This is a genomic window from Falsiphaeobacter marinintestinus (assembly GCF_007923355.1).
Lineage (GTDB): Bacteria > Pseudomonadota > Alphaproteobacteria > Rhodobacterales > Rhodobacteraceae > Phaeobacter_A > Phaeobacter_A marinintestinus.
In genome coordinates this window covers 1-25,104 of sequence record NZ_VOGO01000005.1, presented here as the reverse complement: position 1 = coordinate 25,104, position 25,104 = coordinate 1, and the positions used below count along the sequence as shown (strand labels likewise).

Below are 25,104 nucleotides of genomic sequence, written 5' to 3'. Positions count from 1 at the left end.
CCATGGCGGACCTGTTCGCCACCGATCCGACTCCGGCTGACGCGCCCAACCGGCCTCTGGCCGACCGGCTGCGCCCGAAGGTACTGAGTGACGTGATCGGGCAGGAGCAGGTGCTTGGCCCCGAGGCGCCTTTGGGCGTCATGCTGGCTTCGGGTTCGCTGTCGAGTCTGGTTCTTTGGGGGCCGCCGGGCGTGGGCAAGACCACGATTGCCCGGCTGTTGGCGCAGGAAAGCGATCTGCACTTTGTTCAGATCAGCGCGATCTTCACCGGGGTGCCGGATCTGAAAAAGGTGTTCGAGGCCGCAAAAATCCGGCGCGGAAACGGGCAGGGGACCCTGCTGTTCGTCGATGAAATCCACCGCTTCAATAAGGCCCAGCAAGACGGGTTCCTGCCCTATATGGAAGACGGCACGATCCTTCTGGTGGGCGCGACGACCGAGAACCCGTCTTTTGAGTTGAACGCAGCCCTTCTGAGCCGCGCGCAGGTGCTGGTGCTTGAACGCCTGTCGCTGATCGATCTTGAACGCCTGACCCAACGCGCCGAGAAAGAGCTGGACCGCGCCCTGCCGCTGACCGGCCACGCGCGCGAAGCCCTGCAGGAGATGTCAGACGGTGACGGTCGCGCCCTGCTGAACCTGATCGAACAGGTTGCGGCATGGACGGTCGAGGGCAAGCTGGACCCGGACACCCTTGCCACCCGGCTGATGCGCCGGGCGGCCAAATACGATAAATCAGGGGATGAGCATTACAACCTGATTTCGGCGCTGCACAAATCGGTGCGCGGGTCTGACCCGGATGCGGCGCTGTATTGGTATGCGCGGATGCTGACCGGGGGCGAAGACCCGCGATACCTGGCCCGCCGTATTACCCGCATGGCCGTCGAAGATATCGGGCTGGCCGATCCGCAGGCGCAGACGATCTGCCTGCACGCCTGGGAAACCTATGAACGGCTGGGATCGCCCGAAGGGGAGCTGGCGCTGGCGCAGGCGGTTGCGTACCTTGCGCTCGCGCCCAAATCCAACGCCGGATATGTGGCCTATAAGGCGGCGATGCGGCTGGCAAAACAAACCGGCAGCGCCCCGCCGCCCAAGCATATCCTGAACGCGCCGACGTCGCTGATGAAGGATCAGGGCTATGGCGCGGGCTATGCCTATGATCACGATGCCGAGGACGGGTTTTCCGGTCAGAACTATTTCCCTGATGGCGTGCCGCGGGCCGATCTGTATCAGCCGGTCGAGCGCGGGTTCGAGCGGGATTTGAAGAAACGGCTGGACTATTTTGCTCGGCTTCGGTCCCAACGGGGCAGCGACTAGGGTCCGCGCTGTGCGCGGAGGCCTCCGGCGGGAGTATTTGTCAAAGAGATGAAAGGGGCGCGGTGCTTGACTCCGCTGGCGTCCCGCGCGACAGACCGCCCATGATGACATCGCTTGCATATGTGGCCCTTGGCGGAGCGCTTGGGGCGTCCGCGCGGTTTCTGGCCGGGGTCGGGATTGCCCGTGTCTTTGGCATGAACCCGTTCCCGTTGGGCGTGATCGTGGTCAATGTTGTGGGGTCGTTCCTGATGGGGATGTTCGTGGTTGCGGCAGCGCATCGTGGGCTGACACATTTAAACCCATTGGTGATGACCGGGTTCCTGGGCGGGTTCACGACGTTTTCGGCGTTTTCGCTTGAAACCATGACGCTGTATGAACGCGGTGATCTTGGGCTGGCCGCGCTTTACATCGTCTTATCGGTGGTGTTGTCGGTCGGCGGACTGGCTGCAGGTCTGTATTTTGCAAGGGGGATCTGGGCATGAGCCGGGTACAAACGATTACCGTGGGGCCGGGCGATGGCGATCAGCGGGTTGACCGCTGGATGCGGCGCAAGTTTCCGCATGTCAGTCAGGGCCGCATTGAAAAGATGTGCCGCAAGGGCGATCTGCGCGTTGATGGCGGGCGGGTCAAGGCGTCGTCCCGTCTGGAGGTCGGCCAAAGCGTGCGCGTACCGCCGTTGCCAGAGCCGGGGCAGGTTGAATCGCAACCCAAGCCGCAGGTCTCGGAAGCAGATGCCCGGATGATCCGCGATTGCGTGATTTATCGCGACGATGATGTCATTGCGTTGAACAAGCCGCATGGGCTGGCCGTGCAGGGCGGCAGCGGGACGACGCGCCATGTTGATGGTATGGGCGAGGCGCTGCGCTTTGGCTATGATGAAAACCCACGTCTGGTGCACCGGCTGGACAAGGATACCTCGGGCGTTTTGCTGCTGGCCCGCACGCGCTCGGCGGCGAGCGCCTTGACGGCAGCGTTCCGTCATCGGGCCACGCGCAAGATATACTGGGCGCTGGTTGCCGGTGTGCCAACGCCCTATCTGGGCGAGATCAAGGCCGGGCTGGTCAAGGCCGGCGGCCATGGTCGGCAGGGCGAAGGCGAAAAGATGGTCACGGTGCACCCGCGCGACATTGACAGCACGCCGGGCGCCAAGCGGGCGCATACGCTGTATGCCACGCTGTACCGTGTGGCCGGGCGCGCGGCCTGGGTTGCGATGGAACCGATCACGGGCCGTACCCACCAGCTGCGGGCGCATATGGCCGAGATGGGGCATCCGATCATCGGTGATGGCAAATACGGCGGATCCAGTCAGGAAAACCTTGGCGATGGCTGGGGCGCGCAACTGGGCGGGATCATCAGCAAGAAGATGCACCTGCATGCGCGCCGCCTGATGATCGAACATCCTGTCACCCGCAAACCGCTGGTGATCGAAGCCCCGTTGCCGCCGCATATGAAAGAAAGCTGGGACACCTTTGGGTGGACCGAAGACCTGGCCGATGACGATCCGTTCGAGGGGCTGGTATGACGTCACCCCTGCGGCTGGTGATCTTTGATGTCGATGGCACGCTGGTCGACAGTCAGGTCAGCATTGTCTCGGCGATGACGGCGGCGTTTGACGGGCTTGAAATGCCGGTGCCTGCGCGCGGCAACATCCTGTCGATTGTCGGCCTTTCGCTGGACGAAGGCATGGTTGAGCTTGCAGGCGAGCATCCCAAGCCGGTGCGCGATCAGCTGGTGACCGGGTATAAAGCAGCGTTTCAGACCAACCGGCACGCACTGGGCGCGGGATCTGCGCCGCTGTATCCCGGCACGCTGGACACGCTGGCGCGCTTGCACGCGATCCCGGATGTTTTACTGGGTATCGCCACTGGAAAATCGCGGCGTGGTCTGGATGCGTTGCTTGAGGCGCATGGGCTGTCGCAGATGTTCGTGACGCAGCAGGTGGCCGACCATCATCCGTCAAAACCGCACCCGTCGATGGTGCTGACCGCTATGGCCGAAACCGGGGTCGAGCCGCGCAATACGGTGCTAGTCGGTGACACGCGGTTCGACATGGATATGGCACGCGCCGCCGGGGTGACGCCGATTGGGGTCGACTGGGGCTATCACCCGGCCGATACCCTGCACAACGCGCACCGGGTCCTGTCGAATTTCGACCAGTTGCACCCGGAACTGGAACAGATCTGGGGCAGATTGACATGACCGAGTGGAAGCAGAAACGGTTCTGGAAAACTGTATCGGTTGAAGAGGCCGATGATGGATACACCGTGGCCCTTGATGGCCGGCTGGTGAAAACACCGGCCAAGGCGGCGTTGGTCGTGCCCAGCCGGGGTATGGCTGACAGCATCGCTGGCGAGTGGGACGCCCAGACCGAAAAGGGCGTTGACCCCGGCAGCATGCCGATGACCCGATCAGCCAATGCGGCAATCGACAAGGTCGCCGTGCAGCATGCCGAAGTGGCAGATATGCTGGCCGCGTACGGTGACTGCGATCTGCTGTGTTATCGGGCTGACAGCCCGCAGGCACTGGTTCGGCGTCAGGCCGATCTTTGGGATCCGGCGCTGGACTGGGCGGCTGATACGCTGGGTGTCCGGCTGACCGTACAGACCGGGCTGATGCATAAACCGCAGGACGCCGAAGGTCAGCAACACCTTGCCGCGCAAGTGCATGCGCTGAGCCCATTTCAGCTGGCCGCCTTTCACGATCTTGTCAGCCTGAGCGGGTCGCTGGTGCTGGGATTCGCAACCGCCAGGGGGTGGCGCGATGCCGAGTCGATCTGGGCCTTGTCGCGAGTCGATGAAACCTGGCAGGAAGAGCAATGGGGTGCTGATGACGAAGCGCAGGCCGTTGCAGAACGCAAGCGGCAGGAATTTTTACACGCGAAAAGGTTCTTTGACCTCGCGTAATGGTTCAGCTTTTGGGCGACACGGCCTTTCCCATGATTTGTTGGGGCTTGGACACATGCGAATCTCTGATACCGGTCTTGACCTTTGTTGATGATTCCGCCCAAACTCACGTCGCTGAGGGGAAATACCCGTCAACAGCTCAAACCGGCATGAGGGTGTCGGACAAACCGCCCCGTACGAGGCGGAAAATCAGGAAGAGGTAACAATGAAAAAATCGGTATTCTTGGGTGCGCTGACCGTTGCTGGCCTGGCTGCAGCCGCTGCTGCCGCTGGCACAGTCGACGACGTGAAAGCACGTGGCAAACTGAACTGCGGCGTGACCACCGGTCTGGTGGGCTTTGCGGCACCGGATGCCAACGGAGAGTGGAATGGTTTTGACGTCGCAGTCTGCCGTGGCGTTGCCGCAGCTGTTCTGGGCGATCCGGCCGCTGTCGAGTTTGTTCCGACAACCGGCAAGACCCGCTTCACCGCGCTGGCTTCCGGCGAAATCGACATGCTGGCCCGTAACACAACCTGGACCTTCTCGCGTGACGTCGACCTTAAGTTCACCTTTGTTGGCGTGAACTATTATGACGGTCAGGGCTTCATGGTTCCGAAGGATCTGGGCGTTTCGTCGGCCAAAGAACTGGACGGCGCCACTGTCTGTATCCAGACCGGCACCACGACCGAGCTGAACCTGGCGGATTTCTTCCGCTCCAACAACATCAGCTATGAGCCGGTTCCGATCGAAACCAACGCCGAAGCGCAGCAGCAGTACCTTGCCGGTGCCTGTGACGTCTACACCACGGACGCATCCGGCCTGGCCGCGACCCGCGCAACTTTCGAAGATCCGGCTGCGCACGTGCTGCTGCCTGAAATCATTTCGAAAGAGCCGCTGGGCCCGCTGGTTCGCCATGGCGACAACGAATGGGGTGACGTGGTCCGCTGGACTCTGAACGCTCTGATCACCGCAGAAGAGCTGGGCGTGACCTCGGCCAACATCGGTGAGATGGCAGCCGGCACCAACAACCCGGAAATCAACCGTCTGCTGGGCACCGAAGGTACCCTGGGCGAGATGCTGGGTCTGGACGCCGAGTGGGCCAAGCGCGCCATCATGGCGGGCGGCAACTATGGTGAAATCTTTGCCAAGAACATCGGCGAAGATACCCCAATCGGTCTGGCGCGTGGTCTGAACGCACAGTGGACCGAAGGCGGCCTGCTGTACTCGCCTCCGTTCCGTTAATCCGGATACTTTGAAAAGGGCGCGGATCACACCGCGCCCTTTTTGCCTCTACCTACAATAATCGACCGGTTTTCGAGGAGCGGAGAACAACTCTGCCGGAGGGAAAAAATCGGGAAAACGGGGATAATCCGAACATGACGACTATTACAGACCCCCCGCGTCAATCCTTCCAGCTGTCGATGCTGCTGAACGATACGCGGTACAGATCCTTCACATTTCAAGCCATCGCCCTGATCCTGCTGATCGTGGCCATTGCCTATCTTGCCAGCAACCTCGCCCGCAATCTGGAGCAGGCCGGGCTGAACATCAGCTATGAATTTCTGCGTAATCCGGCGGGTTACGACATTAACCAGACACTGATCCCCTATGACAGCCAATCGTCGAACCTGCAGGCGGCATGGGTCGGGATTCTGAACACCCTTCTGGTTGCCTTTCTGGCCTGTATCACCGCCACCGTATTAGGTGTTGTGGCAGGGGTTCTGCGCTTGTCGAACAACTGGCTGGTTAGCAAGCTGATGTCGTTCTATGTCGAGATCTTTCGGAATATTCCGGTCCTGATCTGGATCATCATCATCTTCACAATCATGACAGCCGTTCTGCCGGCCCCCCGGGCGTTCCGGGGTGATGAACCGGCAGCGTCGATGTTGTTTGGCAGTTTCGCCTTTACCAACCGCGGCATTTATATCCCCGGTCCTCAATTGGCCAACCCGCTGTTTGCGGCAACCGCGCTGAACTGGGTTCTGGTCCTGCTGGTGCTTGTGGGATCGTCGTTCGGATCCCGGGCATTGTCGCGCTGGGCCACCGCCAAGCAAGAGGCCACCGGCCTGCGCCCGACCACATGGTACTGGACGCTGGCGATCTGGTTTGTCCCTGTTGTCGTGCTGCTAGCCATCATGGGCTTGTCTTGGGAATACCCCGCGCTCAAAGGCTTTAACTTTAGTGGTGGCATCAAGATCGGCGGACCGCTGATCGCCCTTTGGTTCGCCTTGTCGGTCTACACCGGCGCCTTTATCGCGGAAAACGTCCGCGCCGGTATCCAGGCCATCTCGAAAGGTCAGACCGAGGCTGCTGCGTCGCTGGGCCTGCGCCCGGGCCGCGTCATGAACCTTGTGGTCCTGCCTCAGGCGCTGCGTGTGATCATCCCACCGTTGATTTCGCAGTACCTGAACATCACCAAGAACAGTTCACTGGCGATTGCCGTTGGATATGCCGATATCACCGCCACTTTGGGGGGGATCACGCTGAACCAGACGGGTCGCGCCATCGAATGCGTTCTGTTGCTGATGTTGTTCTATCTCACCATTTCGCTGGCGATATCGTTTGTGATGAACATCTACAACAACGCCGTTAAGCTGAAGGAGCGGTGAGACATGACTGATACAAGTTCTCAAATCGCCTTCGTTCAAAAAGAACCAATCCCGGAATCGCCACCGCCGTCAACTGCGGCCGGTCCGGTCAAATGGATGCGGGACAACCTGTTCTCTGGCTGGCTCAACTCGTTGCTGACTCTGGCAGCACTCTGGGCGATCTATGTGATCCTGTCGGGTACTTTGCCCTGGTTGTTGAACGGCGTCTGGAATGCAGACAGCCTCGCGGAGTGTCGCGAGATCCTGAATGGTAAGACCGGGGCCTGTTTCGCCGTTCTTGCCGAACGCTGGAACCAGCTTCTGTTCGGGTTCAAATATCCGGCCGACCTCTACTGGCGCCCGACACTGGCCTTTGTGCTGTTGTTTGTCGCCGTTGCACCGGTTCTGTTCTTTGACCTGCCGCGCAAACTTTTGATGTTCACGGCGCTGTATCCGTTCATCGCTTTCTATCTGATCTGGGGCGGAACCATCTGGTCGCCGATCTTTGCGCTGGCCGGCTTTGCTGCCTGGTACATGGTCTTTGAACGTCTTGGCAAGAACAGCTTTGTACAGGGGTTCTTTGGCGGAGCCGCCGTTGCTGCAATCGTCTGGGGCATCGGGTCATTCATCACGGGTGCGATTGCCCCTGAAGAACCGTTCCTGCAAGCCGTGCCCAGCCGTGACCTTGGTGGGTTCATGCTGAACATGATGCTGGGCGTCACCTGTGTGTCGCTCTCGATCCCGATTGGCATTGTGCTGGCGCTGGGTCGTCAGTCTGACATGCCGCTGATCAAGATCATCTGCGTGGTGTTCATTGAATTCATCCGTGGTGTGCCGTTGATCACCCTTCTGTTCGTGGCATCGGTCATGCTGGCGTATTTCTTCCCGCCTGACAGCACGGTGGATTTGTTCCTGCGCGTGGTGATCATGATCACGGTGTTCTCGGCAGCTTATATCGCCGAAGTGATCCGGGGTGGTCTGGCCGCCTTGCCGACAGGCCAGTACGAGGCTGCTGACAGCCTTGGGCTGGACTATCCGCAAGCCATGCGCCTGATCATCCTGCCACAAGCGCTCAAGATCTCGATCCCGGGCATCGTGAACGTGGCGGTGGGGCTGTTCAAGGACACCACGCTGGTTTCGGTCATCTCGATGTTCGACCTGCTTGGCATGATCCGTGGACCCATTCTGGCCTCGACAGAATGGAATGGCGTGTACTGGGAGCTTCTAGGCTTTGCCGCGCTCCTGTTCTTCGTCGTCTGCTACGGCATTTCGCAATACTCTCAGTGGCTCGAGCGTCGTCTCGCCACCGATCACCGTTAAGGAGGCCAGATCATGGCTGAAGCTTCACAAATGAAAGTCTCTGACGAAATCGCCATCACCATCGATGGCATGAACAAATGGTACGGTTCGTTCCATGTGTTGCGCGACATCAACCTGACGGTGAATCGTGGCGAACGCATCGTGATTTGTGGCCCGTCCGGGTCAGGCAAATCCACGCTGATCCGGTGCATTAACGCGCTTGAGGAACATCAGCAGGGCAAGATCATTGTTGATGGAACCGAGCTGAGCTCGGATCTGAAAAACGTCGACAAGATCCGGTCCGAGGTTGGCATGTGTTTCCAGCACTTCAACCTGTTCCCGCATCTGTCGATCCTGGACAACTGTACGCTCGCGCCGATCTGGGTTCGCAAGACCCCCAAGAAAGAGGCCGAAGAACGGGCCATGCATTTCCTGGAAAAGGTCAAGATCCCCGAGCAGGCCGACAAGTTCCCCGGTCAGTTGTCGGGTGGTCAGCAGCAGCGTGTGGCGATTGCCCGCTCGCTGTGCATGATGCCGCGCATCATGCTGTTTGACGAACCGACATCGGCGCTTGACCCCGAGATGATCAAAGAAGTGCTCGACACCATGATCGAGCTCGCGGAAGAGGGCATGACCATGCTTTGCGTGACCCACGAGATGGGCTTTGCCCGTCAGGTCGCCAACCGCGTGATCTTTATGGATGCGGGGCAAATCGTCGAACAGAACGAACCCGAAGAGTTCTTTAACAACCCCAAAAGCGAGCGGACCCAGCTGTTCCTCAGCCAGATTCTGGGGCACTGAACCTTCTACAGTCCAAAGAAAAGCCGGGCCTTGTGCCCGGCTTTTTTGTGCCTGAACGCCAAAGTCAGATCTGGTCGAGCAAATCGCGTGGGACAATGAAATCCACAACCGCGCCGCTGCGCCAGCCGAGGCTTGACCAGTCGTCGATGTCAAAGCGCAGCACAAGCGTGGCACCCGTCGGGTAATCAACGAATTTTGGATGCTTTGGCGGCGCAGAGACGATCTCGTCCGCGAATTCTGAGATGCCCGGATTGTGGCCCAGCAACAGGACGGTCTTTTCCGTTTCGCCCGACAGCATCCGCAATATCTGGTTGCCGGTCACGTGGTACAGATCATCGGTAAACGTTACCGGCGCGTCAAAGCCCAGCAAATCCCAGGTTTCGCGCGTCCGGGTCGATGACGAACTGAGCGCCGCATCCGGGACATGGCCTTTTGCGCGGAGCCAGTCTCCGATGGCTTTGGCCGATTTTCGACCGCGCCCGTTCAGCGGCCTGTCCTTGTCGGACAGGTCCGGGTCATCCCAGCTGGACTTGGCATGGCGGATCAGGATCAAATTTCGCGTCATGTGATGTCTCCTCCAGGGTGGAAGCTGAGCATGTGCAGGGCCGATTGTGCGGGCGGTCGCTGCGCACCGGCGCTGATCGGACAGGCCAGTCGCGCCGCGCACCCGCCCAGCATACACGATTTTCCGGCTTCGGTGTCGAGAAACCCGTGGCAGGCGGATACGTCATAAGGCGCGTCTGCGGACAAAGCCCCGACCGGACAGGCCGTGGTGCAGGGCTGGTCGACACAGGTCAGGCAGGGCGATGCGGTTTCGATCGGCACAACGGCCACATGATCGGCCAGATGCAGCGCACCGCGCAGGGACAGCAGCATGCCCACCGTGTCATGCACCATCATGCCCACCGGGCTTTGAAAGAACCGCCCCGTCTCTATCGACCAGCGGATGAACGGCGGATAGGGCGGACCATCCGAGGGATAGCTGCAACTTGCGCCCACCTGTGCGGCCATCGCCCCAATCACCCGCTTTGACCAACGGTCGACCGGATGCGGGTTTCCATCGCCATATTCGGGCGATGCGGTGAAGACCGACCAAAAGGTCGGCCCCGTCCCCAGCAGCGCAATTGTGCCAGTATCCTCGTCCTCGACGACGCCCATGACGATCAGCCCGGCCGCATCAGCGGCGCTGTGGATCGTGGACCAGCTCACACGCGGGTAAAGGGCAGGCGCAGGCTCCACCCCAACCGTGCAGGGCGGTCATCCTGCCAGCGCAGGCCCACGGTCATCTCGCTATGCCCTGCGGCGGGCTGCGCGATATAGGTGCGAAACAGCCGGTCCCAGATCGACAGGGAAAATCCGTAATTGCTGTCATGTTCGTGCCGGTGCACCGAATGATGCACGCGGTGCATGTCGGGCGTGACCAGAACCAGCCGCACGATCCGGTCAATGGCCAAGGGCAGGCGCAGGTTGGCATGGTTAAACATGGCGGTCCCATTCAGGATGATTTCGAACAGGATCACTGCAAGCGCAGATGGCCCCAAAAGGTAAACCAACCCGATTTTCAGGCCCATGGAAAGCCCGATTTCAACTGGATGAAACCGGATTGCCGTGGTCACATCCATATCCCGATCTGCGTGGTGTACCCGGTGCAGACGCCACAACACCGGCACTTTGTGGGTGATCAGGTGCTGGGCCCAGATCGCAAAGTCCAGAATCAGGATCGCGGCGACCATTTCGACCCAGACGGGCCAGTCCAGCGTGTTGAACAACCCCCAGCCTTCGGCGCGCGCATCAAGCGCCGCCCCTACGGCCAATGCCGGTACCACAAAGGCAAATGCACGCAAGGTCAGCGTGCTCAGGATGGAAATGCCCCAATTGGTCACCCAGCGGCTGCTGCGTGGCGCTACACGGGCCCGACGGGGTCTGATTGCCTCGGCCACTGCAAACAGGGTAAACAGGCCTAAAAAGACCGACAGGCGGATGACCGTTTCATGCTCCATGCATTCAGAAATATGCATGTGATGGGGAATAGCAAGGGGAAAGCCCCCGCAACCGCCTTAGTCGGGGCGGATCAGCGACCCTGCACCATGTTCGGTGAACAGCTCTAACAAGCAGGCATTGGGCGCGCGCCCGTCCAGAATCACCACTGCCCGCACACCGCCGCGAATGGCGTCCAGTGCGGTTTCTGTCTTGGGGATCATCCCACCGGCAATCACGCCGTCGCGGGTCAGCTGGCGGATCTGCTCGGCCTTAAGCTCGGTCAGGACTTCGCCGTTCGCATCCTTGACGCCATCGACATCGGTCAACAGCAACAGCCGGTCTGCCTTCAACGCGGCGGCATACGCGCCTGCGGCGGTATCGCCATTCACGTTGAAGGTTTCGCCATTACGGCCGGCACCCAGTGGCGCAATCACCGGAATCACGTCATGTGCAAACAAATCCTGCAGCATCTTGGGGTTCATTTCGGCCGGGGTGCCGACAAAGCCCAGATCAGGGTTGGTCTGATCGCAGATCATCAGATGTGCGTCCTTGCCCGACAGGCCCACGGCCGTGCCGCCCTGCCGGTTGATCGCCTGAACGATGCGCTTGTTGACGACGCCCGACAGCACCATTTCAACCACTTCAACAGTCGCGGCATCGGTGACGCGTTTGCCGTTCACGAACTCGGACTGGATGTTCAGCTTGTCCAGCATCGCGTTGATCATCGGCCCGCCGCCATGCACGATCACCGGGTTGATCCCGACCTGCTGCATCAGCACCACATCGCGGGCGAAATCTTCCATGGCCTCGTCGCTGCCCATGGCGTGACCGCCCAGCTTGATCACGACAATCGCTTCGTCGTATCGCTGCAAATAGGGCAGGGCCTGTGACAGCGTCCGTGCAGTGTCGATCCAGTCGCGGTTCATGTCTCGTTTCTTCATGGCATCCATCCGTTCCCGGCGGAGTGTCGCGGATCCGGCCCGAGACACAAGTTTAGTTTACCCCAGTCCGGCGATGATGCTGCGCAGCGTTGGGATCCCGTCGCCTTTTTCCGAGGATGTCAAAACCAGTTCCGGATACGCGGCGGGGTGTTTCGACAAGGCCTTGCGGACCTGAGCCAGAATGGCGTCGCGATCCTTTTCCTTGACCTTGTCGGCCTTGGTCATAACGCATTGAAACGTCACTGCGCTGCTGTCGAGCAGCGACATGATTTCATCATCCACGGCTTTCACACCATGGCGGGTATCGATCAGAACAAACGCCCGGCGCAGCGTCTGACGCCCGCTTAGATACCGTTTCAACAGCTTCTGCCACTGTTCGACCTTGGCCAGCGGCGCGTTGGCATAGCCATAGCCGGGCAGGTCGACCAGATACATGTCTGGCCCTTGCGTGAAATAGTTGATCTCTTGCGTGCGGCCCGGCGTGTTCGAGGCCCGCGCCAGCCCCTTGGTGCCGGTCAGCGCATTGATCAGGCTGGATTTGCCAACGTTTGAGCGCCCGGCAAAGCAGACCTCCATCCGGTCAGCAGCCGGCAGGCCGGACATGGCGACGACGCCTTTGACAAACTCGGACGGGCCCGCAAACAGTTTGCGGCCCCGTTCCAGCATGGCGGCGTCAGGCTCTTCGGCCAACGGAAAAGGCAGGAGTGGCATCGCAGGGTTACCTCATCACGGACCGAAAGCGGCCCATCTTTCGCACATCAGTCGCAGACACCCTGAAACCCGGACGGGTCGACCCATCACTTAAGGCGTCGCATCCGATCAGAAAGATCGGATGCTGCCACGGATGGTCGATCCGGCCGTTCATTTTTCGTCAGTCTTCTTCTTGCGATTGAAGGTCTGCCGGATGTTGCCAAACACGTCAGGCGTATACCCCTGAGAGCGCATGATCAGATATTGCTGGGTAAAGGTGATCACGTTGTTCGAAATCCAGTACACCACGAGACCGCTTGCAAATCCGCCCAGCATGAACATGAACACCCACGGCATCCACGCAAAGATCATCTGCTGAGTCGGATCGGTCGGGGCCGGGTTCAGCTTTTGCTGCAGGAACATCGATATCCCCAGCAGTAGCGGCAGAATACCGATCAGAACTGTTGCCATCAGCGTGCCGGGTTCAGGACCTGCCCAGGGCAGCCAGCCGAAGAAGTTCATGATCGACGTCGGATCGGGCATGCTCAGATCCTGGAACGGTCCGAACCAGGGGGCTTGTCGCAGTTCAATCGTGACAAAGATCACCTTGTACAGCGAGAAGAAGATCGGGATCTGCAGAAGGATCGGCAAACAGCCCGCAGCGGGGTTCACCTTTTCCTTCTTGTACAGCTCCATCATGCCCTGCTGCATCTTCTGGCGATCATCGCCAGCGGCCTCTTTCAGGGCCTCCATCTGCGGCTGCAGTTCTTTCATCTTGGCCATCGAGACGTAAGATTTATACGCCAGCGGGAACAGTATGGCCTTGAGGATCAGCGTCAGACCGATAATGGCCCAGCCCATGTTTCCGATGATCTTGTTCAGCTCGTGCAGCAGCCAGAAGATCGGCTTGGTCAGGAAAAAGAACCAGCCCCAGTCGATGCTGTCCAGAAAGCCCAGAATGCCGTCTTTTTCATAGTTCCGGATTGCGGCCCATTCTTTGGCGCCCGAAAACAGCTGAGTCGTTACGGAAACCGAGCCGCCATCGGCCAGCGTCTGCGTCGGAAGCACGGCTTCGGTCTGATAGATATCGCGGCGCTCGTCATACTTTGCGACCTGCTTGAATGCGCTGCCCGGGGCCGGGATCAGCGTGGACATCCAATAGTGATCGGTGAACCCGATCCAACCGTCATGTTCGACTTGCGTGACATCGGCACGGGCCCCTTCGCGGGGCTCGAACTCAAAGTCGGGCATGTCGTCATAGTCGATCTCGCTCAGGCTGCCATCGGCCATTGCGACGACGCCTTCGTGCAGCACGAAGAAGTTCTTCAGATCCTGAGGTTCGCCATGCCGGGCCAGAACGCCATAGGGCGCAAGACTGACCTGCTGGCCGGTCGCATTCGTGACCGACTGGGTGACGGTGAACATGAAATTGTCGTCCACGGCCAGTTCACGACCAAAGGTCAGGCCCTGTCCGTTTGTCCAGCTGAGCGACACCGGGCTGTCAACCGACAGCGTGTCGCCGCTTTCCAGCGTCCATTCGGTGTTGGCACCCGGCACATCGTCGATGGTCAGCCCGGATCCTGGGGCCCAGCCATAGAGCGCGTAATACGCCGACGGGCTGCCGACCGGGGACAAGACCCGGACGATCTCGTCGCTGTCCAGCGACACGCGGTAGTCTTTCAATTGCAGATTATCGATCCGGCCACCCAGCAGCGACACGCTGCCAGTCAGGCGTGGCGTGTCGATGTCGATGCGGGGCACGTCCTGCCCGGCGGCCTCCAGCGTCGTGTCGGTCTGACCCGCACTGGTTGCAGGGGCTTCGGCGGTGGTGGGCGCAGCGGCCACATTTTCACCGGTCTGAGCTGTTTGCTCAATCGAGGTCTGCGGCGCTTGTTCCGGCTCGGGGGGCGGAAACACAACGAACCAGACAAGGATCACGACAAAGCTGAGCGCGGTTGCAAGGATGAGGTTCTTGTTCTGATCGTCCATCGGGGACAGCCACCTTCACGGTTGGAATGACACCGCTGGGTTCAACAGAGTGCAGGGCCAAAGGTCAAGCGGATTCCGGACGTGCGGCCCGGGCGAGTTGCCGCAAAACCCGGCAAAATGCCCCAATTTCAGGTTTTGGTGCCGCCAATCTGCGGTGCGTCCTGCAATTTCGCTGTATGCGCCGCGATCCAATCCAGCGTTTGTTCGAACGGCATCGGTCGCCCGATCCCGAAGCCCTGAACATGGTCACACCCCAGCTGGGCCAGCAAGGCGTGCTCTCCGACGGTTTCAACCCCTTCGGCCAGTGTTTCCAGATCCAGCCGTTCGGCCATGGTCAGGATCGCCCCGATCAGGCGTTGTTGTTCGGGGTCGCGATCGGCCTTCATCACGAAAGACCGGTCGATCTTGATCCGGCCCACCGAAAACCGGCGGATCGATGCGATCGAGGCATGGCCGGTGCCGAAATCGTCCAGTTCGATCTGACAGCCAAGTTGCCCCAGCCCGCGAATATTGCGCAGCACGGTTTCATCCGGACTGTCGGTCATGACCGATTCCAGAATCTCGACCGAGACGCGGTCGGGGCTCAGTTCGAATCGGTCCAGCTCCCAGCGCAACCGGTCGACCAGCCCGGGATTGCGCAGCTCTTGCGTGGTAAAGTTCAACCCCACACGCGGAACATGCACCCCGGCCATGTCCCAAGCTTTCATCGCGGTCAGCGCGTGATACAGGATCACCTGCCCCAATCGTTCGAGCAGCCCGGCCTGCTCGATGGTCGGCAAGAAATCATTCGGCGGAATCATGCCGTAAACCGGGTGCTGCCAGCGCGCCAGCGCCTCAAACCCGGTGATCTTGCCGGTGTCGGTCGAGATTTGGGGTTGGTACCACGGCTGGATCTGCATCGCATCCAGCGCCTGAGCCACATCTTCGCGCAGGTCACTGCGGGTCTGCACGCGTTTGTGCATCTCGACAGAATAGGCGCGAATTGCCGATGGTCCGGTCAGCTGAGCATCGGCCAACGCCTCTAACGCGGCACCCTGCCAGTCGGCAGCCGTTTTGCCCGGTGCGCGACTGCGCAAACAGAAACCGACCGAACAGGACAGATAGATCGACAGGCCATCGACCGAAACGGGTTCTTCCACTGCGGTTTGCATTCGACCTGCCATTTGCAGACACAGTTCCAGATCCATCTGGGCCACCGGGTGGAGACAGACAGCAAAGCGCCCGTCGCCCAGCCGGGCCACAGTATCCTGAGACCGCAGGGCCGACGCGATCCGTTCACCGCTGCGCCGGGCTGCCAGATCAGCTGCGTCCTGCCCCTGACGGGTGGCCAGATCGCGCAGATCGTCCAGTTCGATCACGAAACAGGCCGACCGCAGCCCGTTGCCATTCGTCTCATCATGGACCTGACTAACCACGGCATCGAACCCGTCCCGCAGCATAAGCCCGGTGACGCTGTCGCGGGCCAAAAGGCTGGTGGTGGGCCATCGCCCAAGAACACCGGTCGCAATGAACAGCAAAGGCAGGCCAAGGGACACGATCACCAAAGCCTGTTCACCGCCCAGCCAGAAGGCCCCCAGTGTGATGGCGGGCAGAAAGGCAAGAATCGGTGGGCCAGTGAGAATCGGCAGGATCACCTGCTGAAATCGGGCCAGAAACCCAGGGAGAGAACGTTGCATGAACCGACCTTTTACCTCTGCGTGGGGTCACGCTAGGCATCTGGTCTGACTGCCGGGTTAACGCAGGTGTGGAATATCCGGATTATTTTCCGCAATTTTATCAGGGTTCAGCATCAAGCCGGCAAAATCGAACAGTTTCGGGTCCAGCATATGCGATGGCCGGATATTCATCAGGGATCGAAACATCACCTGTCGCCTTCCGGGGCTGTTCTTTTCCCAACCGTCCAGGATCTGTTTGACCTGTTGGCGTTGCAGCCCGTCTTGCGATCCGCACAGATCGCAGGGAATAATCGGATAGTTCAGCGCCTTGGCGAATTTTTCGCAATCCACCTCGGCGACATGGGCCAGCGGGCGATAGACGAACAGATCGCCCTCTTCATTGACCAGTTTTGGGGGCATTGTCGCCAGGCGACCACCATGGAACAGGTTCATGAAAAACGTCTCAAGAATGTCGTCCCGATGATGGCCAAGAACCACCGCTGAACAGCCTTCTTCCCGTGCAACCCGATACAGGTTCCCGCGCCGCAGCCGCGAACACAGAGCGCAAAAGGTGCGTCCTTCGGGTACTTTATCCACTACGATCGAATAGGTGTCCTGATATTCGATCCGGTGCGGTATGCCCATCTTTTCCAGAAACGCGGGCAGCACAGTCGCCGGGAATCCGGGTTGTCCCTGATCCAGATTGCAGGCCAGGATCTCAACCGGCAACAGCCCGCGCCATTTCAGCTCGTACAGCACCGCCAGCAGGGTATAGCTGTCTTTGCCGCCCGAGAGGCAGACCAGCCACTTGTCTTTCTGCGCGCCATCCCGCTGGACCATGCCGTACTGATCCACCGCCTCGCGCACCTGGCGCACGATGCGCTTGCGTAGCTTCTTGAACTCGGTGGTCGAGGGGGCGCCGTGAAACAGCGGGTGAATATCGTTGTTGTCGTCCAGCATGACGCGGATGTAATCCAGTTGCGAGGGTCGGGCAAGCCTTGCCATCCCGCCTGGCCGGACACGTCAGAGTCGATGTGTCGTGACGTGGGCGCAAAACCGTAGTTTCAGTGCTGATGCGGCGTTTTGGGGTCCGGCACCGGATCATAGCCGCAACTGCCCCAGGGCTGGCATCGGCCAATCCGTTTCAACGCCAGCCAGCTGCCCTTGACCGCGCCGTGTTTTTCCAACGCTTCCAGCGCATAGGCCGAACAGGTTGGTTGATACCGGCAATTAAAGCCAACCCATGGGCTGAAAATCAGGCGATAGGCGCGGACGGGCAGGGCGGCGATATGGGCAAGCGGGGTCATTTGCGCGATCCATGCAGTTTGGACAACGCAAATATAAGATCTTGCTGAAGTTTATCGAAGGGGCGCGCGTCAGTTTTATCGCGAAAGCCGATCAGCACGTAATCCCAGCCGTCTTTGCCGTGCGTGGGCAGAACGGCGCGGGCGACCTCACGCAGCCGCCGCTTGGCGCGATTGCGGGCAACGGCATTGCCGACCTTCTTGGAGCAGGTGAAGCCGACGCGAATGCCCGTTGCTTCGCCCTCGGGACGCTTGCGGGCCTGCACCATCATGCTGGTCGCCGCCTGACGGCGCGCCCGAGCGGCGGCAAGAAATTCGCTACGGTTTTTGAGAACCTGCAGACATGACAAAGCCGCCGGGGGCGGTGTCCCGTTGGCCTTTTGGTCAGCGGGCGCCTCTGGCGGCATCATGTCGTTCGACCGTGTCGGCTGGCTTATGCGCTCAGCGACTTGCGGCCGCGTGCGCGGCGCGCGTTCAGGATCTTGCGGCCGGCCTTGGTGGCCATGCGCGAACGGAAACCGTGGCGGCGTTTGCGAACCAGGTTCGAAGGCTGATAGGTGCGTTTCATCGCTCCGTCTCCAATCTTACGTCGGGTGCACGGATTCGGCGCCCGGGTTAATTCGAAGTCCGTCCTTTAAGGGGGGTTCCGGGGCAAGTCAAACCCTCTGATCGCGGAATCGCCCCAAGTCTGCAACATTTCCCGCAATTTTCGGCATTTGCCGCGGCGGAACTGTTTCAATTGGCCCGCCAGACCGTCCAACGTTCACGAAAACAGGCGCGGCTGTCACTGCGCCGTGAACACCCTGTTGCTTTGCCGCGCCGCAGCGCATCTTGGTCACAGGACAAAACAGGCGAAAAGGCCCCGATATGACCGAAACACCCCGAAAACGGCCCGGATGGCTGCGGCACCTGCCGTTGATGGCCATCCTGACAGTTGCCGTGATCGGCAGTCTGACGCTTGGCGACTACCTGAGTTTCGACACTCTGCGAGAGAATCAAGAGGCGCTGCTGGCGTTTCGCGATCAGAATTATCTGGGGCTCGCGCTGGGATTTTGCGCGCTTTATGTTGTTATTGTTGCGTTTTCCCTGCCCGGTGCGGCCGTCATGTCGCTGACAGGGGGCTTCCTGTTTGGCCTTGCCGCAGGCACCGTTTTGAACATCACCAGTGCAACCATCGGCGCGTCGGTGATCTTTCTGGCGGCCCGTCTTGGTCTGGGAGAAACGCTGTCGGCCCGTATTGATGCTTCGGAAGGGCGCATTCAAAAGCTTAAAGAGGCGCTGAAACAGAACGAGGTCAGTGTCCTGTTCCTGTTGCGGTTGGTGCCGGTTGTGCCGTTCTTTGTCGCGAACCTGCTGCCAGCCCTGGTGGGCGTGCGGTTCTGGACTTTTTTCTGGACCACCGCGCTGGGCATTATCCCCGGCGGCATCGTCTATACGTGGATCGGCGTCGGCGTGGGCGAGGTTCTGGCCCGCGGCGAAGACCCCGATCTGTCGCTGATCTGGGAGCCCTATGTGATTGGCCCGATTCTGGGGCTGTGTGCCTTGGCGATCCTTCCCATCATCATCCGCGCCCTGCGCGGCAATCAGGAGGCCTGAGGCCCATGGAACAGATCAAAACCGACCTGCTGGTCATTGGGGCAGGGTCAGGCGGGCTGTCCGTCGCTGCAGGGGCCGTGCAGATGGGGGCCAGCGTTGTGCTGTTGGAAGGCCACAAGATGGGCGGCGACTGTCTTAACTATGGCTGCGTGCCGTCCAAGGCTTTGATCGCAAGCGCGAAGGCGGCTTATGGCAAGGGGCACAGCGCTGATCTTGGCGTGGCCGAGGTCGCGGCGGACGTCAATTATGCCGCCGCCATGACCCATGTCAGCGGTGTGATCAAACAGATCGAACCGGTTGACAGCCAAGAGCGCTTTGAAGGTCTGGGCGTTCGGGTGATCCGCGAATTCGGGCATTTCGTGTCTGATCGCGAGGTCGAGGCAGGCCGTTATCGCATCACCGCCCGGCGGATCGTGATTGCCACCGGATCCTCGCCGCTGGTGCCGCCGATTCCGGGGCTGGATCAGGTGCCGTACCTGACCAACGAAACGCTGTTCGATCTGCGCGAACGGCCCACACATCTGTTGATCATCGGCGGAGGGCCGATTGGCATGGAAATGGCGCAGGCGCATATTCGGCTGGGATCAAAGGTGACCGTGATCGAAGGCGCACAGGCGCTGGGCAAGGATGATCCCGAACTGGCTGCCGTTGTTCTGGACCAGTTGCGCGGCGAGGGCGTCGAGATCGCCGAAGACGCGATGGTCAAATCGATCAGCGGGCAGGCCGGGGCCATCACGGTCGACACAGCGGACGGTCGCAGCTTTACCGGATCGCATCTTTTACTGGCCGTCGGGCGCAAGACGAACACAGACCGGCTGACCCTTGACGCGGCGGGGATCGAAACCACCCGCGCCGGGATCAAGGTGGATGACAGCCTGCGCACCACCAATCGCCGGGTCTATGCCATCGGCGACGTGGCGGGGGGCATGCAGTTCACTCATGTTGCAGGCTATCATGCGGGCGTCATCATCCGTTCGGCGCTTTTCAGCCTGCCATCCAAGGCCAAGACATCGCATATCCCTTGGGCCACTTACACCGATCCGGAGCTGGCGCAGGTCGGCCTGACCGAGGCACAGGCGCGCGAACAGCACGGTGACAGGCTGGAGGTCGCAAGGTTCGACTATCACCACAATGACCGTGCAATTGCTGAGCGAAAAACACCCGGTTTTATCAAGGTGATGGTGGTCAAGGGGCGTCCCGTAGGGGCCTCGATCGTTGGGCATCAGGCCGGAGACCTGATCGCCTTGTGGTCGCTGGCCATCGCCAACAGTCTGAAGATGAGCCAGGTTTCTGCCATGGTCGCGCCCTATCCGACTTACGCTGAACTTAACAAACGTGTGGCCGGGGCCTATTTCTCACCCAGACTGTTTGATAGTCAGACAGTTAAACGAGTTGTGGGGGCCGTGCAGCGCTGGCTTCCCTGACCGGGAAAGGGACTATGCTGAATTCACTTTCGGGCCGCTTTCTGATTCTGACGACGGTCTTCGTGATGCTGGCCGAAGTGTTGATCTTTGTCCCGTCCGTGGCCGGTTTTCGCGAAGATTACCTGCTGGGCCGACTGGAGCGCGCCCAGATCGCGTCGCTGGCTTTGCTGGCCGATGACATGCTGGCGACCGAGCTTGAAGCCGAGCTTTTGGAAAACGCAGAAGTCTTCAACGTGGTGCTGCGGCGGAACGAAATGCGCCAGCTGGTGTTGTCATCCCCGATTCCCGAGCCGATTTCGGCAACCTATGATCTGCGTGATCCCAGCGCGATGACGTTGATCGGCGACGCAATGATACGGCTATTCACGCCGGACAACCAGATTGTCCGGGTTATTGGCGCGCCAGTGCGCGAGGCCGGACTGCTGATCGAAATCACCATGGAAACGGCGCCACTCAGACAGGCGATGATCGATTATGGCCTGCGCGTACTTTTGTTGTCGGCGGTCATCTCGATTTTTACGGCGGTTCTTTTGTTCCTCGCGGTGCGCGCCTTGCTGGTGCGACCGATCAAGGGAGTCGTCGGGTATATGCAACGCTATGCTGCCGCCCCGGAAGACGCGCGTGGCATCATCCAACCCAGTGCCAGCCTGATCGAACTGCGTGAGGCAGAAGAGGCGCTGTTAAAGCTTCAAACAGAGCTGACCCAGGCCCTGAAACAGCGCGAGCGTCTTGCGCAACTGGGCGGTGCGGTTGCCAAGGTCAGCCATGATTTGCGCAACATCCTGACCAGTGCGCAGCTGTTCACCGACCGGATCGAGGCCAGCGAAGATCCGTTGGTGCGCCGCCTTGCGCCCAAGCTGGTGGGGTCAATCACCCGGGCGGTGTCCCTGTGTGAAAGCACGCTGGCCTTTGGGCGTGCCGAAGAACCCGCGCCGACCCTGACCATGGTGCATCTGTCCGAGGTGGTGGCAGACGTGGTCGAAAGCGAAGCCTTGGCCGACCCCGACGGATGCATCGTGCTGGAAAACGCCGTCCCGATACAGCTGACCGTCCGCGCCGACCCGGAACAATTGTTCCGGGTGCTACTGAACCTGACCCGCAACGCGCGTCAGGCCATCGCGGCGACCAAGTCTCCGGGCACGGTCACAATCTCGGGCCGAGAAGATGTGGCAGACTGGTGGATCGAAGTCGCCGATACCGGCCCCGGCCTGCCACCCAAAGCGCAACAACACCTGTTTACGCCGTTTCAGGGCGGCACGCGAAAAGGCGGGTCAGGTCTGGGGCTGGCCATCGCGTCCGAACTGGTGCGCGGCCATGGCGGTCGTCTGACGCTGAAGCAGACCGGCCCCGAAGGTACAGTTTTCGAAATCTGTTTGCCGCGCGGGGATGGCGCGATTTAGATATGATTTTGGGGTTGCAAACCCCTGCGGCTAACTCTACATGCTCGTCCTTAGTGGACCGATAGCTCAGCTGGATAGAGTACCTGACTACGAATCAGGGGGTCGGGGGTTCGAATCCTCCTCGGTCCGCCACTTCACCCCTTTTGTAATTGATTTCATTGGGTTTTTCATTCATGTTGTCGAACCATTTCCATTAGGTTCGTCAATTCTTGAACCCGTTTCGTTCTGCCGCAACTTTGCGAAACCCTGATCAGCCATAAGGCCGCGTCGCGCTTTTCCGGCGTAGATCTGGACCATCTGCGGCGACGTGTGGCCTGTCCAAGCCATGATTTCCCGTTCCGATGCCCCAGCCTCAGCCAATCGTGTGGCACAAGCCTTTCTCAGTCCGTGAGAAGTGCAGTCAGGCAGCTTGGCTGCATTGCACCATTTGCGCATGGCATTGCCCAACCCGTTTGCCGAACGCGAGCGCCCGCCGGATGTCTCAAGGAACGTCATTTGTGATTTGGGCAGAGCATCCAGCACTCTTTGAAGGTCTGGATGGATCGGAATATCAACAACCACTTCAGAAAACCGCTCAGTCTTTTGCCGCCGATATTGGAGGCGAGAGCCGTTTACATTCTGCCAACCAAGCCGAACCGCATCAACGCGAGAACAAGCGGTGTAGAGCATGAGCGTCACAGCCGTGTGAGCTGTTGAGCCGATCTCGTGACAGGCAAAGAATGCGTTCAGTTCATCCTCAGTCCAAGTGTGGAACCCTTGCGATCCAGTGCGCATTTTCTTGATCGCTACCGTTGGGTTGTCAGACCGCCAGCCGATTTCAACGGCATGGTTGAGCAACATTCGCAGCATCCGCAAGCGATTATTGCGGGCAGAGGGCCGATCTGTCAGCGGTTCCAAGAGCTTCACAACATGGGCGCGTTTCATTTGCTGAATCAGCCGATGCCCATGCTCATTTCGCAACCTTTCGATCTCACGCCGGTATGTCGTTTTTGTGCTATCACTCAGCGACACAAACTCAGGGCTCTTGTAATAGGAAACAACGAGACCATTAATCGTGCCCCGCTTTGTAGCCGCAGCACCGATTTCCTGCGATCTGTAGCCTCGGACTGCCCGTTCATAATTGCGGCGAAAATCATCAGAGCCGTATTCACCGTGGATTTCGGTAGAGAAGCCTTTCTGGCGAAACCGATAGCGGCGCTTTTGGTGGCGATCAAAATACGCGGTCACACCGGGAAATTCACGTTTGATCCGGCGGGCCATCAAAGATCGCCCCAAGTATCGCCCTCATCCTGCGAAGGGAGCGCCGCTGCGCAAGTGTAAAGCTCATTCACCAGCCACAGGCGGCGAGAGCCTACACAGCGCGGTTTCGGCATTGCACCGGCCTCGACCAACTCTGAAAACTTGCCAGGCGACAGATTGAGCATGGCGGCGGCGCCTGATTTGCTGACGCAGATCGCGGGTGCATTCGATGGAATTGCAATACTTGACATGTTCATTCTCCGGCGGATGTGTCCCGGTGAGGGAAGGAAAACCTCACCGGGACCGTCAAGGATGCTGGCATGTCGACAACCAAACATCCCGTTGCATGTGGCTACAGGCACAACCAAAACCCCGCCACATGATCAGTAAGGGCACGGCGTACCGCGCCCTCAACTTAGGCAGAGGGGCTCATGAACCAGCCGCGATGGTCAGTGAAGCCCGCCCCAAAATCCATGCGAACTTTGTATTCAATGCCATCAACCTCAAAGCCCTCGCGGGTGAAAAGTTGAGGCCCGGCTACGCCGTCCAGATAGGCGTGCTGCAAGCCGTCCGGAGCGCCGGGAGCGGCGCATAGATACCAAGCCGTTGTGCTGCCGAAGCGGGGCTCAACAAGCAGTTTCAGCTTGCCTGCAAATGGGTTGGCATTGGCGACCTCGCTGGCCGCGATTTCAGTCAGCACTTGCTCAGCGAGCGTTTCAAGTTCAGGCGGAACCACGAGGAAAGAGGGGATCACATTGATCGCCTCGCCCGCGATACCTTTCTGGCGGCGCATGGCAACCCGCGCATCGCCAAGACTTGTCACCGACAGTGACGATGTAGCTTGGGCGAGGTTGCCGTGATCAGTATGCAAGAGCGTTTTGCCATCTGAGAGTTTGGGGCCAAGCCCGGTGTTTTCTTCCAGCAGTCCGGCGAACAGTTTCGCCTCGGTGTTGGCTGCGCCTTGGCCCAACAGCGGGAACATGTTCGAAAACACGTCGAGATCATCGTTGACGATGGCCTGACGGGTGATGCCGAAGATTTTGCCGTAGGTTTTGACCGCGAAAGTTTCCGCGCCTTCCTCAATCGTCCCGGCCTTGAACTCGCCTTGCTCATTCACTTCCTCAAGATCAGGGCCAGCCGAAACCTTGACGGAATGCAGCGCTCGGAAATTTGATGCGGCGATTTCGCGACCGGTCTGTTTAATGGCCGATTGCGCGGCCTCATAGGCATTTGACAACGACATGTTGCCCACATCGCGTAGGATGTTAGGGAAGTCGCTGGTGCCGTGTAGCGCCATTTCCACCCGCGAGGCGACCGAGGCCATAGCGGTGCTTTTGCCGTTTTTCTGCAAGCAAATGTCCGCGATTTCGGAAAGCGACGCGCCCGCAAACTCGCGGCCCATTGTCGGCTCGTGCGCCCTGTTCACACGTGAATAGATGCCATCAACGATCATACTGTTGAGCCCCTCGCCGTTATCCCAAGAGTGACCGACCGAATTTCGGCCATAGTGCGCTTCATCGGGTGCGCGGCGCGTGATGGGGCTTTGCGCGGCAAGTTCGCTCGTTACAAATACTTGGGCGGCTTCGATGGTCACGCCTTCATTGATCCACCCCTCAAGCCGGGTTTGGGCATCCACGCGCTGTGCAAGGGGTTGCATTGCCAAGGCGGTGAGTTCCTTCACACGCTTCAACTCTTTGCGCGGATCGCTGCGATCCGCCGGGCCCATGACCGGGGAAAGGCTGGCGGGCGTTGCCGTAGTTTCGGCGGTTTCGATTTGGACTGTCGATTGGCTTGCCATGTTATTTACCTTTGAATTGAGCCTCCCCCTTTGAAGTGGTCCGCCCCTATGATTAGGAAAGCTGAGGATCAGAGATGGCCATTAAAAGACCCAAGCCCGAAGAGATTGTCGTGAAGTTGCGGCAGGTTGAAGTTCTGATGGGGCAAGGGATGCCCCGGATTGATGCGATCAGACAGATCGGAGTGACGGAACAAACCTATTACC

At 59.8% G+C, this 25,104-nt stretch carries 26 protein-coding genes, 1 tRNA gene and 1 pseudogene; 14 read left to right on the top strand and 14 right to left on the bottom strand.

Annotated features, from left to right (window positions below):
* Positions 1–2 precede the first annotated feature (2 nt).
* The 9 genes from FOY56_RS11835 to FOY56_RS11795 all read left to right on the top strand — a co-directional run bounded on the left by FOY56_RS11835 (position 3) and on the right by FOY56_RS11795 (position 8,884).
* Positions 3–1,313, top strand: coding sequence for a replication-associated recombination protein A (locus FOY56_RS11835; protein WP_146346064.1), 1,311 nt, complete (start codon positions 3–5; stop codon positions 1,311–1,313).
* 101 nt (positions 1,314–1,414) lie between these two features.
* Complete coding sequence (crcB, locus tag FOY56_RS11830) at positions 1,415–1,795, top strand: fluoride efflux transporter CrcB (RefSeq protein ID WP_146346063.1); 381 nt, start codon at positions 1,415–1,417, stop codon at positions 1,793–1,795.
* The gene (locus tag FOY56_RS11825; protein WP_146346062.1) at positions 1,792–2,835 is read left to right on the top strand and encodes an RluA family pseudouridine synthase; all 1,044 of its coding nucleotides are present in this window, start codon (positions 1,792–1,794) and stop codon (positions 2,833–2,835) included. Before crcB ends, FOY56_RS11825 begins: the two co-directional genes overlap by 4 nt.
* Positions 2,832–3,512, top strand: a complete 681-nt coding sequence (locus FOY56_RS11820) for an HAD-IA family hydrolase (RefSeq protein ID WP_146346061.1) — start codon at positions 2,832–2,834, stop codon at positions 3,510–3,512. The genes FOY56_RS11825 and FOY56_RS11820 overlap by 4 nt, the downstream gene beginning before the upstream one ends.
* Positions 3,509–4,216 carry an ATP12 family chaperone protein gene (locus FOY56_RS11815; protein WP_146346060.1) on the top strand — a complete coding sequence of 236 codons (708 nt, stop codon included), beginning with the start codon at positions 3,509–3,511 and terminating at the stop codon, positions 4,214–4,216. Before FOY56_RS11820 ends, FOY56_RS11815 begins: the two co-directional genes overlap by 4 nt.
* A 205-nt stretch (positions 4,217–4,421) precedes the next feature.
* Positions 4,422–5,438, top strand: a complete 1,017-nt coding sequence (locus FOY56_RS11810; RefSeq protein ID WP_146346059.1) for an amino acid ABC transporter substrate-binding protein — start codon at positions 4,422–4,424, stop codon at positions 5,436–5,438.
* 134 nt (positions 5,439–5,572) lie between these two features.
* On the top strand, positions 5,573–6,805 hold the full coding sequence (locus FOY56_RS11805; protein WP_146346058.1) for an amino acid ABC transporter permease: 1,233 nt from the start codon (positions 5,573–5,575) through the stop codon (positions 6,803–6,805).
* Between the two features lie 3 nt (positions 6,806–6,808).
* Complete coding sequence (locus FOY56_RS11800; RefSeq protein WP_146346057.1) at positions 6,809–8,104, top strand: amino acid ABC transporter permease; 1,296 nt, start codon at positions 6,809–6,811, stop codon at positions 8,102–8,104.
* 12 nt (positions 8,105–8,116) lie between these two features.
* Positions 8,117–8,884: an amino acid ABC transporter ATP-binding protein gene (locus FOY56_RS11795; RefSeq protein WP_146346056.1), complete on the top strand. Its 768-nt coding sequence runs from the start codon at positions 8,117–8,119 to the stop codon at positions 8,882–8,884.
* A gap of 64 nt (positions 8,885–8,948) precedes the next feature.
* On the opposite strand, the gene FOY56_RS11790 is transcribed toward FOY56_RS11795, so the two are convergent.
* The 11 genes from FOY56_RS11790 to rpmH form a co-directional block, all read right to left on the bottom strand.
* Positions 8,949–9,449, bottom strand: a complete 501-nt coding sequence (locus FOY56_RS11790; RefSeq protein WP_146346055.1) for a SixA phosphatase family protein — start codon at positions 9,447–9,449, stop codon at positions 8,949–8,951.
* Entirely contained in the window at positions 9,446–10,093 is a 648-nt protein-coding gene (locus FOY56_RS11785) for a 4Fe-4S dicluster domain-containing protein (protein ID WP_146346054.1), read from the bottom strand. Before FOY56_RS11785 ends, FOY56_RS11790 begins: the two co-directional genes overlap by 4 nt.
* Positions 10,090–10,884, bottom strand: a complete 795-nt coding sequence (locus FOY56_RS11780; RefSeq protein ID WP_146346380.1) for a sterol desaturase family protein — start codon at positions 10,882–10,884, stop codon at positions 10,090–10,092. Before FOY56_RS11780 ends, FOY56_RS11785 begins: the two co-directional genes overlap by 4 nt.
* Before the next feature lie 57 nt (positions 10,885–10,941).
* Complete coding sequence (gene argB / locus FOY56_RS11775) at positions 10,942–11,805, bottom strand: acetylglutamate kinase (RefSeq protein ID WP_146346053.1); 864 nt, start codon at positions 11,803–11,805, stop codon at positions 10,942–10,944.
* A gap of 57 nt (positions 11,806–11,862) precedes the next feature.
* The gene (gene yihA, locus FOY56_RS11770) at positions 11,863–12,516 is read right to left on the bottom strand and encodes a ribosome biogenesis GTP-binding protein YihA/YsxC (RefSeq protein WP_146346052.1); all 654 of its coding nucleotides are present in this window, start codon (positions 12,514–12,516) and stop codon (positions 11,863–11,865) included.
* A 150-nt stretch (positions 12,517–12,666) separates the two neighbouring features.
* Positions 12,667–14,484 (bottom strand): membrane protein insertase YidC, encoded by a 1,818-nt coding sequence (gene yidC / locus FOY56_RS11765; protein WP_146346051.1) that lies wholly within the window; start codon positions 14,482–14,484, stop codon positions 12,667–12,669.
* Between the two features lie 128 nt (positions 14,485–14,612).
* Entirely contained in the window at positions 14,613–16,160 is a 1,548-nt protein-coding gene (locus FOY56_RS11760) for a putative bifunctional diguanylate cyclase/phosphodiesterase (protein WP_146346050.1), read from the bottom strand.
* 57 nt (positions 16,161–16,217) lie between these two features.
* Positions 16,218–17,099: a tRNA 2-thiocytidine(32) synthetase TtcA gene (ttcA, locus tag FOY56_RS11755; protein ID WP_146346379.1), complete on the bottom strand. Its 882-nt coding sequence runs from the start codon at positions 17,097–17,099 to the stop codon at positions 16,218–16,220.
* Between the two features lie 104 nt (positions 17,100–17,203).
* A complete protein-coding gene (yidD, locus tag FOY56_RS11750) occupies positions 17,204–17,446 on the bottom strand; it encodes a membrane protein insertion efficiency factor YidD (RefSeq protein WP_146346049.1) in 243 nt (80 codons plus the stop codon).
* Positions 17,443–17,853, bottom strand: coding sequence for a ribonuclease P protein component (gene rnpA, locus FOY56_RS11745; protein ID WP_146346048.1), 411 nt, complete (start codon positions 17,851–17,853; stop codon positions 17,443–17,445). The genes yidD and rnpA overlap by 4 nt, the downstream gene beginning before the upstream one ends.
* 23 nt (positions 17,854–17,876) lie before the next feature.
* On the bottom strand, positions 17,877–18,011 hold the full coding sequence (gene rpmH, locus FOY56_RS11740; RefSeq protein ID WP_048599009.1) for a 50S ribosomal protein L34: 135 nt from the start codon (positions 18,009–18,011) through the stop codon (positions 17,877–17,879).
* Positions 18,012–18,310: 299 nt separating this feature from the next.
* Here rpmH and FOY56_RS11735 point away from each other — a divergent pair, with 299 nt between their 5' ends.
* The 4 genes from FOY56_RS11735 (at position 18,311) to FOY56_RS11720 (ending at position 21,995) form a co-directional block, all read left to right on the top strand.
* On the top strand, positions 18,311–19,039 hold the full coding sequence (locus tag FOY56_RS11735; protein WP_146346047.1) for a TVP38/TMEM64 family protein: 729 nt from the start codon (positions 18,311–18,313) through the stop codon (positions 19,037–19,039).
* Between the two features lie 5 nt (positions 19,040–19,044).
* The gene (locus FOY56_RS11730; RefSeq protein WP_146346046.1) at positions 19,045–20,463 is read left to right on the top strand and encodes a dihydrolipoyl dehydrogenase family protein; all 1,419 of its coding nucleotides are present in this window, start codon (positions 19,045–19,047) and stop codon (positions 20,461–20,463) included.
* A 14-nt stretch (positions 20,464–20,477) separates the two neighbouring features.
* Positions 20,478–21,863, top strand: a complete 1,386-nt coding sequence (locus tag FOY56_RS11725) for a sensor histidine kinase (RefSeq protein ID WP_146346045.1) — start codon at positions 20,478–20,480, stop codon at positions 21,861–21,863.
* A 55-nt stretch (positions 21,864–21,918) separates the two neighbouring features.
* A tRNA-Arg gene (locus tag FOY56_RS11720) sits at positions 21,919–21,995 on the top strand.
* Positions 21,996–22,034: 39 nt separating this feature from the next.
* On the opposite strand, the gene FOY56_RS11715 is transcribed toward FOY56_RS11720, so the two are convergent.
* From FOY56_RS11715 to FOY56_RS11705, 3 genes are all read right to left on the bottom strand, one after another.
* Complete coding sequence (locus tag FOY56_RS11715; protein WP_146346044.1) at positions 22,035–23,123, bottom strand: tyrosine-type recombinase/integrase; 1,089 nt, start codon at positions 23,121–23,123, stop codon at positions 22,035–22,037.
* Positions 23,123–23,353, bottom strand: coding sequence for a hypothetical protein (locus FOY56_RS11710; RefSeq protein ID WP_146346043.1), 231 nt, complete (start codon positions 23,351–23,353; stop codon positions 23,123–23,125). The genes FOY56_RS11715 and FOY56_RS11710 overlap by 1 nt, the downstream gene beginning before the upstream one ends.
* A 164-nt stretch (positions 23,354–23,517) precedes the next feature.
* Complete coding sequence (locus tag FOY56_RS11705) at positions 23,518–24,696, bottom strand: phage major capsid protein (protein ID WP_186766319.1); 1,179 nt, start codon at positions 24,694–24,696, stop codon at positions 23,518–23,520.
* A gap of 278 nt (positions 24,697–24,974) precedes the next feature.
* On the opposite strand from FOY56_RS11705, the pseudogene FOY56_RS11700 reads away from it, so the two are divergent.
* Positions 24,975–25,104 (top strand): annotated as a pseudogene (locus FOY56_RS11700) (IS3 family transposase); the annotation flags it as partial.

Bases quoted from the DNA above. Each gene is read 5' to 3' on its own strand.
- FOY56_RS11820 (WP_146346061.1), top strand. From the start codon at position 2,832: ATGACGTCACCCCTGCGGCTGGTGATCTTTGATGTCGATGGCACGCTG.
- rnpA (WP_146346048.1), bottom strand. From the start codon at position 17,853: ATGATGCCGCCAGAGGCGCCCGCTGACCAAAAGGCCAACGGGACACCG.
- FOY56_RS11730 (WP_146346046.1), top strand. From the start codon at position 19,045: ATGGAACAGATCAAAACCGACCTGCTGGTCATTGGGGCAGGGTCAGGC.
- FOY56_RS11810 (WP_146346059.1), top strand. From the start codon at position 4,422: ATGAAAAAATCGGTATTCTTGGGTGCGCTGACCGTTGCTGGCCTGGCT.
- FOY56_RS11805 (WP_146346058.1), top strand. From the start codon at position 5,573: ATGACGACTATTACAGACCCCCCGCGTCAATCCTTCCAGCTGTCGATG.
- yihA (WP_146346052.1), bottom strand. From the start codon at position 12,516: ATGCCACTCCTGCCTTTTCCGTTGGCCGAAGAGCCTGACGCCGCCATG.
- FOY56_RS11790 (WP_146346055.1), bottom strand. From the start codon at position 9,449: ATGACGCGAAATTTGATCCTGATCCGCCATGCCAAGTCCAGCTGGGAT.
- FOY56_RS11725 (WP_146346045.1), top strand. From the start codon at position 20,478: ATGCTGAATTCACTTTCGGGCCGCTTTCTGATTCTGACGACGGTCTTC.
- argB (WP_146346053.1), bottom strand. From the start codon at position 11,805: ATGAAGAAACGAGACATGAACCGCGACTGGATCGACACTGCACGGACG.
- crcB (WP_146346063.1), top strand. From the start codon at position 1,415: ATGATGACATCGCTTGCATATGTGGCCCTTGGCGGAGCGCTTGGGGCG.
- FOY56_RS11825 (WP_146346062.1), top strand. From the start codon at position 1,792: ATGAGCCGGGTACAAACGATTACCGTGGGGCCGGGCGATGGCGATCAG.
- rpmH (WP_048599009.1), bottom strand. From the start codon at position 18,011: ATGAAACGCACCTATCAGCCTTCGAACCTGGTTCGCAAACGCCGCCAC.
- FOY56_RS11835 (WP_146346064.1), top strand. From the start codon at position 3: ATGGCGGACCTGTTCGCCACCGATCCGACTCCGGCTGACGCGCCCAAC.
- yidD (WP_146346049.1), bottom strand. From the start codon at position 17,446: ATGACCCCGCTTGCCCATATCGCCGCCCTGCCCGTCCGCGCCTATCGC.
- FOY56_RS11780 (WP_146346380.1), bottom strand. From the start codon at position 10,884: ATGGAGCATGAAACGGTCATCCGCCTGTCGGTCTTTTTAGGCCTGTTT.
- FOY56_RS11715 (WP_146346044.1), bottom strand. From the start codon at position 23,123: ATGGCCCGCCGGATCAAACGTGAATTTCCCGGTGTGACCGCGTATTTT.
- FOY56_RS11800 (WP_146346057.1), top strand. From the start codon at position 6,809: ATGACTGATACAAGTTCTCAAATCGCCTTCGTTCAAAAAGAACCAATC.
- FOY56_RS11735 (WP_146346047.1), top strand. From the start codon at position 18,311: ATGACCGAAACACCCCGAAAACGGCCCGGATGGCTGCGGCACCTGCCG.
- ttcA (WP_146346379.1), bottom strand. From the start codon at position 17,099: ATGCTGGACGACAACAACGATATTCACCCGCTGTTTCACGGCGCCCCC.
- yidC (WP_146346051.1), bottom strand. From the start codon at position 14,484: ATGGACGATCAGAACAAGAACCTCATCCTTGCAACCGCGCTCAGCTTT.
- FOY56_RS11710 (WP_146346043.1), bottom strand. From the start codon at position 23,353: ATGTCAAGTATTGCAATTCCATCGAATGCACCCGCGATCTGCGTCAGC.
- FOY56_RS11760 (WP_146346050.1), bottom strand. From the start codon at position 16,160: ATGCAACGTTCTCTCCCTGGGTTTCTGGCCCGATTTCAGCAGGTGATC.
- FOY56_RS11815 (WP_146346060.1), top strand. From the start codon at position 3,509: ATGACCGAGTGGAAGCAGAAACGGTTCTGGAAAACTGTATCGGTTGAA.
- FOY56_RS11795 (WP_146346056.1), top strand. From the start codon at position 8,117: ATGGCTGAAGCTTCACAAATGAAAGTCTCTGACGAAATCGCCATCACC.